The 11,825-nt window shown below is 59.4% G+C and carries 9 protein-coding genes; 4 read left to right on the top strand and 5 right to left on the bottom strand.

Going from position 1 to position 11,825, the window contains the following annotated elements:
• Positions 1–159: 159 nt before the first annotated feature.
• The 3 genes from OC605_RS10890 (at position 160) to OC605_RS10900 (ending at position 4,518) form a co-directional block, all read left to right on the top strand.
• Positions 160–1,215, top strand: a complete 1,056-nt coding sequence (locus OC605_RS10890; protein ID WP_122611339.1) for a tetratricopeptide repeat protein — start codon at positions 160–162, stop codon at positions 1,213–1,215.
• Between the two features lie 133 nt (positions 1,216–1,348).
• The gene (locus OC605_RS10895) at positions 1,349–2,851 is read left to right on the top strand and encodes an ATPase domain-containing protein (RefSeq protein WP_024013082.1); all 1,503 of its coding nucleotides are present in this window, start codon (positions 1,349–1,351) and stop codon (positions 2,849–2,851) included.
• Positions 2,848–4,518, top strand: a complete 1,671-nt coding sequence (locus tag OC605_RS10900; protein WP_016774859.1) for an ATP-binding protein — start codon at positions 2,848–2,850, stop codon at positions 4,516–4,518. The genes OC605_RS10895 and OC605_RS10900 overlap by 4 nt, the downstream gene beginning before the upstream one ends.
• Before the next feature lie 46 nt (positions 4,519–4,564).
• Here the strand turns inward: OC605_RS10900 and OC605_RS10905 are convergent, their stop codons facing one another.
• Genes OC605_RS10905 through OC605_RS10925 form a run of 5 tightly spaced genes read right to left on the bottom strand, consistent with a single transcriptional unit; the run spans position 4,565 to position 11,091 of the window.
• Entirely contained in the window at positions 4,565–4,942 is a 378-nt protein-coding gene (locus OC605_RS10905) for a response regulator (RefSeq protein ID WP_016774860.1), read from the bottom strand.
• Positions 4,943–4,986: 44 nt separating this feature from the next.
• On the bottom strand, positions 4,987–6,201 hold the full coding sequence (locus OC605_RS10910; RefSeq protein ID WP_016774861.1) for a hybrid sensor histidine kinase/response regulator: 1,215 nt from the start codon (positions 6,199–6,201) through the stop codon (positions 4,987–4,989).
• On the bottom strand, positions 6,195–6,788 hold the full coding sequence (locus tag OC605_RS10915; protein ID WP_024013083.1) for a chemotaxis protein CheB: 594 nt from the start codon (positions 6,786–6,788) through the stop codon (positions 6,195–6,197). Before OC605_RS10915 ends, OC605_RS10910 begins: the two co-directional genes overlap by 7 nt.
• Positions 6,785–7,618 (bottom strand): CheR family methyltransferase, encoded by an 834-nt coding sequence (locus OC605_RS10920; RefSeq protein WP_262137051.1) that lies wholly within the window; start codon positions 7,616–7,618, stop codon positions 6,785–6,787. The genes OC605_RS10915 and OC605_RS10920 overlap by 4 nt, the downstream gene beginning before the upstream one ends.
• The gene (locus tag OC605_RS10925) at positions 7,618–11,091 is read right to left on the bottom strand and encodes a response regulator (RefSeq protein WP_130929530.1); all 3,474 of its coding nucleotides are present in this window, start codon (positions 11,089–11,091) and stop codon (positions 7,618–7,620) included. Before OC605_RS10925 ends, OC605_RS10920 begins: the two co-directional genes overlap by 1 nt.
• A 265-nt stretch (positions 11,092–11,356) precedes the next feature.
• On the opposite strand from OC605_RS10925, the gene OC605_RS10930 reads away from it, so the two are divergent.
• Complete coding sequence (locus OC605_RS10930; protein WP_186569086.1) at positions 11,357–11,716, top strand: response regulator; 360 nt, start codon at positions 11,357–11,359, stop codon at positions 11,714–11,716.
• Positions 11,717–11,825: the final 109 nt, after the last annotated feature.

Here is an 11,825-nt window from a genome sequence, read left to right on the forward strand (position 1 = left end):
TTAAAACGACTTCTGCAAGCGTAGACATTGCAGCAAAAGCCTGACGGATTTCACAGTCGACACGTGTTGTAGGACGATTCGCCGGCAACGGTTTGACTCACGCGCCAAGCTGAACGAAGCTTGCCGCTCTGCTCAAGTTCGAAGCTTTCGGAAACCCGCATGACTCAGTCCCGCCGCAACCTGCTGATCGGCTTAGGCCTCGTACTGATCCTCGGCGTCGTCTGGCTGTCCTGGCGCAGCAGCACTCCGACCATCCCCGATGCTATCAAACATGGCTACAGCGAAGCGCTGAACGCCGCGCGCACCGGTGAACCCGGAGCGGCGCGCCAGTTGTACCAGCAATTGGGCCGCCCGGACATCTCGGTCAAGCGCCGGGTCTGGCTGCATGGCGAACTGCCCAATTACCCCAGTCCGCAGGCGTTGAAGCTGGCGGACATCGACTTGCATCACGAAGCGCCGCAAGTGCGCGTCGCAGCGATCAAAAGCATCGTCGGTCTGGTGCCCGGCGGGCAGCGCAGTCTGCTGCTAGGACCGTTGCTTGATGATGAAGAACAAACTGTCCGTTTCGCCGCGATCAATGCCCTGCTCGGCCTGGCCCCGGACGAGCTCGGCCTGTATTTCGCACCGCTACAGCAGGCCATCGACGGCTGGCAACAGACCTTGGAAAGCCAGCCGGAAAGCGCCGCCAACTATGCGCAACTGGCCCGTCTCTATATTCACAACGCCGAATACAAACAGGCCCAACAGGCTTTGGACAATACCTTGCGCCTGGAACCGGGCAACCTGCCGGCGCTGGTCATGCAGATCGATGTGCTCGACCGCCAGGGCCAGAGCGATGCCGCTCGCCAGTTGCTCGCCCGCCAACTCAAGGCGCAGCCCGATTCGGCCTATCTGCAACATGCCCTCGGCCTGTGGCTGCTGCACCACGGCCAGCGCGAATATGCCCTGCTCGGCCTGTCCAAAGCAGTCGAGCTGGAACCGGACAACAAGGATTATCGCTACGACCTCGCCACCACTCTGCACAGCGCGGAAGAACTGGAAGCGGCGCAGAAACAATTGCAGGAAATCGTCCAGCGCCACCCCGCCGACCGCAAGGCGCGGGTGCTGCTGATCAACTATTGGAAGGAAAGCGGCCAGTTGCAGAATGTGCAGATTCTGCTGGCGCAACTGGAGCAGCTCAATCCGGACGACCCGGCCCTGCAACAGGGTCTTTAATCAAGGTAAAGCGGGTGCAATCAACCACCTGTCGAAAGAAAAAGCGGAACCGTGAACATGCCCTGAGGTCAAGTTATTCAGGCGGCTCACTTAAGCCAGCCGCCGGATTACCCTAGTCATAAGAGGGCGTTTTTTGACTACATCAAACGAGTTGATCAGTGCAAAGGCCGCCGTCGGCATCGTAGGTCTGGATGACATCCTTGCCGGTGGCCTGTCCCGCGGCCATGTGTTTTTGCTCGAAGGGGAACCCGGAACCGGCAAAACCACCGTGGCTTTGCATTTCCTCCGCGCCGGTGCGCTGGCCGGGGAACGTTGCTTGTACATCACTCTCTCGGAAACCGAGAAAGAACTGCGTCAAGGTGCGCTCTCCCACGGCTGGGAGCTGAACGAGAACATCAAGATCTTCGAGCTGACACCGCCGGAAAGCCTGCTCAATGCCGAACATCAGCAAAGCCTGCTGTATTCCTCGGACCTTGAACTGGGCGAGGCGACCAGGCAGATTTTCGAAGTGGTCGAACGCTTCAAACCGACCCGTGTAGTGCTCGACAGCCTTTCGGAGATCCGTCTGCTGGCGCAGAGCTCGTTGCGCTATCGTCGCCAGATTCTGGCGATCAAGCATTACTTCGTGCGCTACGACGCCACCGTCCTGCTGCTCGATGACCTGACTACAGAATCCCTCGACAAGACCGTGCACAGTGTCGCCCACGGCGTGATTCGCCTTGAAGAGCTGACGCCAAGCTACGGCGCCGAGCGTCGTCGCGTACGAGTGGTCAAATATCGCGGGCAGAAATACCGTGGCGGTTTCCATGACTTCACCATCATGGGCGACGGCGTCCATGTTTTCCCACGCCTGGTAGCGGCGGAACATCGCGGTGACTACCCACGTCTGCAGCTGTCCAGCGGCATCCCGCAAATGGACGCCCTGCTCGGCGGCGGCATCGAGACCGGCTCAAGCACGCTGATTCTCGGCCCGGCCGGTACCGGCAAATCGATGATTTCGATGATCTTCGCCGCCGCAGCGGTGGCCCGAGGCGAAAAAGCCGCGCTGTTCATTTTCGATGAAGAGCTGGGCCTGCTGTTCGAACGCATGCGTCATCTGGGCATCGACCTCAAAGCCTTGCAGGCCACCGGTAATCTGCTGATCGAACAAGTAGACGCCGCCGAATTGTCTCCCGGTGAGTTGTCCCATCGCGTGCGCCGTTGCGTCGATGAGCTGGGTATCAAAACCGTGGTGATCGACAGCATCAACGGCTATCAAGCGGCGATGCCGGAAGAAAACGCGCTGGTGCTGCACATGCACGAGCTGCTGCTGTACCTTAACCGCAAAGGCGCGGCCACCTTCATGACGGTCGCCCAGCACGGTCTGGTGGGCGATATGCAGGCGCCGGTCGATATCACTTACCTGGCCGACACGGTGATTCTGTTGCGCTACTTCGAAGCCCTCGGCAAAGTCCGCCGGGCGATCTCGATTATCAAGAAACGTACCGGCAACCACGAGTCGACCATCCGTGAATACCGGATCTCCTCGCGTGGCATGACCATCGGCCAACCGCTGGAATCGTTCCAGGGCGTGCTGCGTGGCGTGCCGACCTACATGGGAGCGAGCAATCCATTGCTTGAGGATGAAAGCTTGTGACGGTCAACACGCCGTTGGCCGAGCGGGTGCTGGTTCTGGCGCCCATGGGTCGTGACAGCCAGATCGCGTTGATGATTCTCAACGAAGCCGGTTACGGCGGCATGGTGGCGCCGAATCTCGGCGCTCTGTGCACCGAACTGGAGGTCGGTGCCGGGTTGCTGCTGATTGCTGCTGAAGCGTTGCGCGGACCGGAACTCGAAGGGCTTATCGCCTACCTTGACCAGCAGCCCGCGTGGTCGGACATGCCCATCGTACTGCTGACTCATCATGGCGGCGATGAACAAGGGCCGCCGTCGCGCCTCAGCACCCTGCTCGGCAACGTGACTTTTCTCGAGCGCCCCTTCCATCCCGCGACGCTGGTCAGTCTGGTCTCCGCCGCCCTGCGCGGGCGGCGACGACAATATGAAGCGCGCGATCGGCTGATCGACCTGAGTGAAAGCGAACGACGCCTGCAATCGACTCTGGAAACCCTCGAGCAACAGGTTGAAGAGCGCACCGCACAGCTTCGCCACAACGAAGAAGCGCTGCGCCAATCGCAGAAAATGGAAGCGGTCGGCCAACTTACTGGCGGCATCGCTCACGACTTCAACAATATGCTCACCGGCATCATCGGTAGCCTGGAACTGCTGCGCCGACGTCTGGCCCGGGGCCGGACCGAAGACCTCGACAGCCTGATCGATCTAGGCGTGACCTCCGCCAACCGCGCCGCCGGCCTGACTCACCGCTTGTTGGCGTTCTCCCGCCGGCAATCGCTCGACCCGAAAGCCGTGCAGATGAACACGCTGGTGCTGTCGATGGGCGAGCTGCTGCAACGCAGCCTCAATGAGAGCATTCATCTGGAAATGCGCCTGGACGACAACCTCTGGGTTGCCGAGGCCGATCCCAATCAACTCGAGAGCGCCCTGCTCAACCTGGTCATCAATGCCCGTGATGCGATGCCCGAGGGTGGCAAACTGGTGGTGGAAACCAGCAATCAGGTCCTGCATAGCGACTTCACCGCCGCTTACAGCAATCTGGAGCCGGGCGATTACGTGATGCTCAGCGTCACTGACAACGGTAGCGGCATGCCGCAGAGTGTGGTCAGCCGCGCGTTCGATCCGTTCTTTACGACCAAGCCGATCGGCCAGGGCACCGGCCTCGGACTGTCGATGATCTATGGCTTCAGCAAGCAGTCGCGCGGGCATGTGTCGATCGACAGTGAAGTCGATCAAGGCACCACGGTAAAACTCTACCTGCCGCGTTTCCGTGGTGAAGAAGTGGAAATTCCCGTCTCGGATTCGCAGCAGGCTCCGTATGCGATGGATGGCGAAACCGTACTCATCGTCGAAGACGATCCGGCTGTGCGCGTGTTGGTCAGCGCCGTGCTCAGTGAGTTGGGTTATGCGTTCGTGGAGGCCGGTGATGCCGACGGCGCCATGCCGATTCTAAATTCGACGCAGCGTATTGATTTGCTCATCAGCGACGTTGGCCTGCCGGGGATGAACGGTCGTCAACTGGCGGAGGTTGGTCGGCAATACCGGCCAGGTCTGAAAGTGTTGTTCATCACCGGTTATGCCGAGCACGCGGCGGTGCGCGGTGGCTTCCTCGACTCGGGAATGCAGATGATCACCAAGCCCTTCACCTTTGATCTGCTCACCGCCAAGGTGCGCGAGATGATCAATAGCTGATTCTCATGCAGGAGCTGCCGAAGGCTCGGCAGCTCCTGCATGACCATCAGGCCAGCAGTTCCTGAATCTTTTCCTGCAACACATCCAGATCGAACGGTTTTTCCAGGATCGGTGCCTTGCTGGTGATCGGGCTGCCGGTTTCACGGATTTCCTGCGGGTAGCCGCTGATGAAAATCACTTTGAGGTCCGGTCGCAATTTCACCGCTGGCTCGGCAATCTGCACGCCGGAGATCCCGCCCGGCAGGCGGAAATCGGTAATCAGCATGTCCAGGTGAGGTTTGCTGGCGAGGATCTCGAAAGCCTGCTCGCCATTTTCCGCTTGCAACACGCGATAGCCCTGCCCTGACAGGTAATCCGTCAGGACCATCAAGATAACCGGTTCGTCTTCGACGACGAGTACTACATCTTGCGCATCTACGCTCATGGGAAGCCTTTGTTCGGTCAATAGCTGCTGATACGACCGTGTGGTCACTCAGAGGTTGCGTCGGATATGCCGTTTTCCTGGATCGGCAGACAAACGCGAAACAGGGCGCCTTCGTTGATTTCACTCTCGACGACGATGGAGCCGCCATGGGCGGCGACGATCTGCTCGGAAATGAACAGACCCAGCCCGAGCCCGGCCACCACCGTCTTGGCGGACACCCGTTCGAACTGCTGAAAAATACGCTTCTGGTTCTCTGCGCTGATGCCGATGCCGTGATCCTGGACCTCGACCCGAGCCTCGTCAGCTTCGCGATAGACGCGCACCTGAATCGGGCTGCGACCGCCGTAACGCAAGGCGTTGGTCAGCAGATTGGACACCACTTGCTCGATGCGGAACTCGTCCCAGCAACCTTCGACCGGCTCGGACGCCTCAAAGGAAACGCTGGTTTCCGCCGCTTCCATTTGCGGTGCAAAATTTTGCAGCAGATTGCTGACCAGTTGCACCAGATCGAAACGACTCGGGCGGATCGACAGTTTGCCGGTGCGTATCCGCGAGACATCGAGCATGTCTTCGATCAGACGGATCAGACTTTTGATCTGCCGCTCATCGCGGTCGACCATCGCCTGCATCTTGTCGAGGGTGAACGCCGCGGCGTTGTCCCGCGCCAGGTGCATTTTGCGCAGCTGGGTTTCAAGAATCAGCCCATTGAGCGGCGTGCGCACCTCGTGGGCAACGATGGACATGAAGTCATCGCGCATGCGCACCGCTTGTTCCAGCTCAAGCTGCGTGCTTTGCAGCTGTTGCAGCAGCGCTTCCTGCTCACGGCGGGCCTGCTCGAGCGCCTCGACCTGCTGTTTCATGGCCTTGCTCTGGCGATACAGATCGACGAAAACGTTGACCTTGCTCTTCACCGCATGAATGTCCAGCGGCTTGTGCAGGAAGTCCACAGCACCGCTTTCATAGCCTTTGAACGCGTAGTTGAGTTCACGGCCAGCGGCGCTGACGAAAATGATCGGAATGTTCTTGGTCTTCTCGGTGCCGCGCATCAACTCGGCCAATTCGAAGCCATTCATGCCCGGCATCTGCACGTCGAGAATGGCCATGGCGAATTCGTGTTGCAGCAACAGCGACAGTGCTTCGTCCGCCGACAGAGCCTTGTAGACCGTGCGATCCTCGCGCTTGATCAGCGCTTCCAGCGCCAGCAGGTTTTCTGGCAGATCGTCAACGATCAACAGTTTGGCTTGGATATTACTCAGCATGCGATTCGTTCCAGCTCGACTAGCAGACGGCCGATGCCGTGAATGGGTAGGACATGATCCGGCTGCAGAACGTTCAGTGCAGCCTGGGGCATGGTGGCGACTTGTGCATCATCGGGGTCTTGAACAATGGTCAGGCCGCCGCAGCGCTTGACGCAGGCCAGCCCGCGCGCGCCATCCTGATTGGCGCCGGTCAGCAGCACGGCGGCGAGTGTCTCGCGGTAAACGTCAGCGGCCGATTCAAACAGGTAATCAATAGACGGCCGCGAATGATGCACGCGATCCTCCAGGCTCAGCGACAGGCTGCGATCCGCTTCGACCGACAAGTGATAACCGGGCGTGGCGAAATACACCGTGCCGGCTTCAATGTCCTGCTTGTCTTCAGCTTCCTTGACCGGCATCGCCACACGGCGGGAGAACACTTCGGCCAGATGACTGCGGCGCTCTTCCGGCAGATGCAGAACGATGATGATCGGCAGCACATAGCCTTTGCGCAATGGCCCGAGCAGGGTCAGCAACGCCTCGACACCGCCTGCGGAGGCGCCGATCACGACGGCCTCGATGCGAGGCAGGCTCGGGGTGTCGTTCATGATTTGCGGTAGATCCGTTCTTGTTTGACCAACGCCTCGAACTGGCTCGAATAGTTGGAAAAATCCAGGGTTTCCTTGCTGCCCAGCACCAGAAAGCCGCGATGCGACAACGATTCATGGAACAGCCCGAACGCCCTGTCCTGCAACTTCTTGTTGAAATAGATCAGCACGTTGCGGCAGGAAATCAACTGGGTTTCGGAGAACACGCTGTCGGTGGCCAGGCTGTGGTCGGCGAACGTCACGTTCTCGCACAGGCTCTTGTCGAAAATCGCGTAGCCGTAGGCTGCCGTGTAGTAATCGGCAAACGAACGCTGACCGCCGGCCTGCTGATAGTTGGCAGTGTAGGCGCGGACGTTTTCCATGGAGAAAATCCCTTGCTTGGCCTTCTCCAGCGAGCGCGGGTTGATGTCGGTGGCGTAGATGATCGTGCGGTCGAGCAAGCCTTCTTCGCGCAGCAGAATCGCCATCGAATAGACCTCCTCGCCCGTGCTGCAACCGGCGATCCAGATCTTCAGCGACGGATAGGTGCGCAGCAGCGGCACCACTTCCTTGCGGATCGCCAGGAAGTGCGACGGATCACGGAACATCTCGCTGACCGGGATCGTCAGCAGTTGCAGCAGTTGCATGAACGCCGTCGGGTCGTGCAGGACTTTTTCCTGCAGGGCCGAAATGGTCGCGCATTCGAACTGACTCAGCGCGTGCTGCACCCGGCGCTTGATCGAAGCGCCGGAGTAGTCGCGAAAGTCATAGCTGTATTTCAGGTAGATCGCCTCGATCAACAAGCGTAATTCGATTTCGCTGTTGCGCTCGGCTGAACTGCTGCGTTCCACTAGATGCGTTCCATTTTCGGTAACCACACACGTATCAGCGAGAACAGACGATCAAGGTCGATGGGCTTGGCCAGGTAATCGTTGGCGCCCGCTTGCAGGCAGCGCTCCTGATCGTCCTTCATGGCCTTGGCCGTCACCGCGATGATCGGCAGCTTGCGCCAGCGCGGATCCTTGCGGATTTCCATGGTGGCTTCGAAGCCATCCATTTCCGGCATCATTACGTCCATCAGCACCAGGTCGATGTCCTCGACTTCATGAAGTTTCTCAATCGCTTCGCGGCCATTACGGCCGATCACCACGACTGCGCCTTTGTGTTCCAGCGCGCTGGTCAGGGCGAAGATGTTGCGCACATCGTCGTCCACCAGCAGCACTTTGCGACCTTCAAAGACCTTGTCGCGGCTGCGCGCGGTCTTGAGCATCTTCTGCCGTTCATGGGACAGCTGCGATTCGACTTTGTGCAGAAAGAGTGTGACCTCATCGAGCAACCGCTCCGGGGAGCGCGCGCCCTTGATGATGATCGAGCGCGAATACTTGCGCAGTTCGGCCTCTTCATCGCGGGTCAGATTGCGGCCGGTATAAACGATGACCGGCGGGAACGAGCAGATGTCCTCGGTGGACATGCGCTTGAGCAGATCGTTGCCGAGCATGTCCGGCAGCTTGAGGTCGATGACCATGCAGTCGTAGATGGTCGTGCGCAGCAGTTCCAGGGCGTCCTGGGCCAGGCCGACGGCAGTGATTTCGATGTCTTCGTCGCCAATCAGCCGCGCGATGCTTTCGCGTTGCAGATCGTCGTCTTCGACCAGCAGCACGCGTTTGACCTTCTGCGTCAGCTTGGCTTCGAGACGAGCGAACACGTCCTTGAGCTCTTCGCGGGTGGTCGGCTTCACGGCGTAGCCGATCGCGCCCATGTGCATGGCGGCTTCGACGCGGTCTTCCACGGAAATCACGTGCACCGGAATGTGCCGGGTTTCGGCGCGTTCTTTCAGGCGTTGCAGCACAGTCAGACCGGAATGATCCGGCAGGCGCATGTCGAGCAGGATCGCATCCGGCACGAATTCGCGCGCCAGGTCGTAACCTTCGTCAGCGCCGTGGGCGACCAGACACATGTAGCCCAACTCATGGGCCAGGTCATAGAGGATACGGGCGAAGTTCGGCTCGTCCTCCACCACCAGAATGCAGCGGGTGGCGAACGGTGCCTTGTCGCGATCGTCGGCAAAGCGCGGGATGACTGCCGGAATCGCCGATGCGAGCGGAGCCGCAACAGCAACTGGCGCAGGCGTCACAGGTGCCGGGTGGAACGTCAGCGGCGCGGCCGGCGTTTCGCCGAACTCGTGATACTGGCGCGGCAACACCAGCGTAAACGTGCTGCCCTGCCCTGGCACGCTGTCGACGCTGATCGAACCGCCAAGCAACGTTGCCAGATCCCGCGAGATTGACAGGCCCAGACCGGTGCCGCCGTACTTGCGATTAGTGGTGCCATCCGCCTGACGGAACGCCTCGAAGATACTTTCCTGCTGATCGGCGGCGATACCGATCCCGGAATCCTTGACGCTGAAGGCGATATGATCGTTCGGCTGCGCAGTGATGGTCAGGCTTACGGCGCCGTGCTCAGTGAACTTGATCGCGTTGGACAGCAGGTTCTTGATCACCTGCTCCAGACGCTGACGGTCGGTGAACAGCAAGCCAGGGGCGTCCGGCTGAACTTCGACGCTGAAGGCCAGTTTCTTGTCCGCCGCCAACGGTTCGAACATCGAACGCAAGCCGTCGACCAGACGATCGACGCGGGTGTTTTCGGCAATCACTTCAAGCTTGCCGGCCTCGACCTTGGAAATGTCGAGAATGTCGTTGATCAGGTTGAGCAGATCGTTGCCGGCCGAATAGATCGACTCGGCAAACTTGACCTGTTCCGCCGACAGATTCTGCTGCGGGTTCTCCGCCAGCAGCTTGGCCAGAATCAGCGAACTGTTTAGCGGCGTGCGCAGTTCGTGGGACATGTTGGCGAGGAATTCGGACTTGTACTTGCTCGAGCGTTGCAGCTCTTCGGCACGCTCTTCAAGCTGGATCTGCGCATGATTCAGCTCGGTGTTTTTCTTGTCCATCGCATCGCGCTGCTCGGCGAGCTGCTCGTTGGTCTGCTCCAGCTCCACTTGCTGGGTTTCCAGATGCGCCTGGGATTCCTTGAGAATCCGCGACTGTTCTTCCAGCTCTTCGTTGGCAGTCTTCAGCTCTTCCTGCTGCACTTGCAGCTCTTCATTGAGCTGCTGGGTTTCGGCGAGCACTTCCTGCAAGCGCTGACGGTAACGCGCCGCTTCGATCGAGGTGCCGATGTTGCCGGCAATCAATTCCAGCAATTCGATGTCGCGCTCGGACAGCGGACGCAGGAAGCCCAGCTCGATCACACCGTTGACCCGATCGTCATCGCTGGTCGGCACCACCAGCACACTGTGCGGCAGGCCTGCGCCGAGACCGGAGCTGACTTTGAAATAGTCGCCCGGGACCGCGTCGAGACGGATCAGGCGCGCTTGTTCTGCGACTTGGCCGACGATGCCTTCGCCGCTGTAGATCGTTTGATTGAGCTCTTCCTGCTCGCGGGAGAAACCATAAGTCGCCACGCGCTTGAGGCCGCCATGCTCTTCACGCACATAAAGCGCGGCGACGGCAGTGCCGAGGTATTGCGCGCAGAATTGCAGAATGTTGCGCCCCAGCAGGTTCAGCGTCAGTTGCCCCAGCACCTGCTCGGCCAATTGTGTCTGGCCGTTGCGTAGCCACGCCTGTTTCTCGAGGCGTTCAGCGCTGGCCAGCTGCGCGGCGAGGTTGGCGCTGTAGTTGGTCGACAGGTTGAGCAAATCACGGCGGCCGATGTAGGCCAGCAACCCACTGATACCGACGATGAAAATCAGATAAAGGGTGATGCTCCAGATGGTGGTGCGACGCACATCCTCGTTGCGCGTGGCGCGCAGCACTTGCTCGGTCTCGATGACGTCCTCGAATTGCTTGCGGATCTCATCGGTCAGGCGCTTGCCCCGCCCGGCCTTGACCGCGCCGCGATAATCACCGCTGCTGCGCTGCAGATCGATCATCGACTGCGCGTAATTGGCCCACTCCACCTGCAAGGCTTGCAAACGGCGCAGGCGATCGGTCTGCACCGGATTATCGGCGGTCAGCTCCAGCAACGTATTGAGGGCAACATCAATGCGCGGCTTGGCGATCTCATACGGGTCGAGGAAGTGCTCGTCACCGCTGAGCAGATAGCCGCGCATGCCGGTTTCCAGATCAACGGTGAGCTTCACCGCTTCATTGGCGTTATTGATCACCCGGTCGGTGTGCTCGACCCATTGGATGACCGACAGCAAATAAGTGATCAGCGAGACGAAGAACACGGCGCTGAGCACGCCGACGCCCAGCGGCAGGCTGACGTTGCGACTCAGAAGTTTGCGGAACCGTTGTTCATCAACCGAGGACGGAGAGGACATGGGGCAGCCTTGTCGAACTGTTGAAAACCCGAGAGTTTGCCCCAAAACCCCGCCATGGATCCATTTTTCTCACACAAATGATGGCATTTTCCTACACGCGCCTGCGCATTGGACGACGCCAACGGTTATCCTTGCCGCACCGCACTGACCTGTTCTTTTTTGTATCAGCTCGGGAACTTGTGGCTATGCGCCACTTACTCATGCAAGAGTCCGGCAAAATTCGCTTGCCCGGTATCCCCCGATTTCAATTTTTGAGAGTCCTGCCATGTCTGCCAATGCCTCCACTATCCTTGTCGTAGAAGATGACGACATCGTGCGCATGCTCATCGTGGATGTGCTGGAGGAGCTGGAATACACGGTATTGGAGGCTGATGACGGCAACGCGGCACTCGAGATCCTTGCGAATCCTGGCAAAGCCATCGATTTGATGATGACCGACCACGGCCTGCCTGGCATGGATGGTCGCGAACTCTCTCAAAAGGCCCGTCAGCTGCGCCCTGCTCTGCCCATCCTGTTCGCCAGTGGTTATGCCGAGACTATCGAAGTACCCGGCGACATGCATGTCATCGGCAAACCTTTTTCGATTGACCAGTTACGCGACAAGGTCAAATCCATACTGGAATAGTCCTGCAGATCTACCAGCATCAGGTGGAACCCGAGCGATCTTGATCAACCGGCACTGGCGATGAGCACACATCACTGTGGTTTAATTGCGCCCTTTTTTACGCGCCGAG

This window comes from Pseudomonas sp. Marseille-Q5117 (assembly GCF_946901175.1).
In the GTDB taxonomy this organism is placed as follows: Bacteria; Pseudomonadota; Gammaproteobacteria; order Pseudomonadales; family Pseudomonadaceae; genus Aquipseudomonas; species Aquipseudomonas iranensis.

Bases quoted from the DNA above. Each gene is read 5' to 3' on its own strand.
- OC605_RS10890 (WP_122611339.1), top strand. From the start codon at position 160: ATGACTCAGTCCCGCCGCAACCTGCTGATCGGCTTAGGCCTCGTACTG.
- OC605_RS10915 (WP_024013083.1), bottom strand. From the start codon at position 6,788: ATGAACGACACCCCGAGCCTGCCTCGCATCGAGGCCGTCGTGATCGGC.
- OC605_RS10910 (WP_016774861.1), bottom strand. From the start codon at position 6,201: ATGCTGAGTAATATCCAAGCCAAACTGTTGATCGTTGACGATCTGCCA.
- OC605_RS10905 (WP_016774860.1), bottom strand. From the start codon at position 4,942: ATGAGCGTAGATGCGCAAGATGTAGTACTCGTCGTCGAAGACGAACCG.
- OC605_RS10925 (WP_130929530.1), bottom strand. From the start codon at position 11,091: ATGTCCTCTCCGTCCTCGGTTGATGAACAACGGTTCCGCAAACTTCTG.
- OC605_RS10930 (WP_186569086.1), top strand. From the start codon at position 11,357: ATGTCTGCCAATGCCTCCACTATCCTTGTCGTAGAAGATGACGACATC.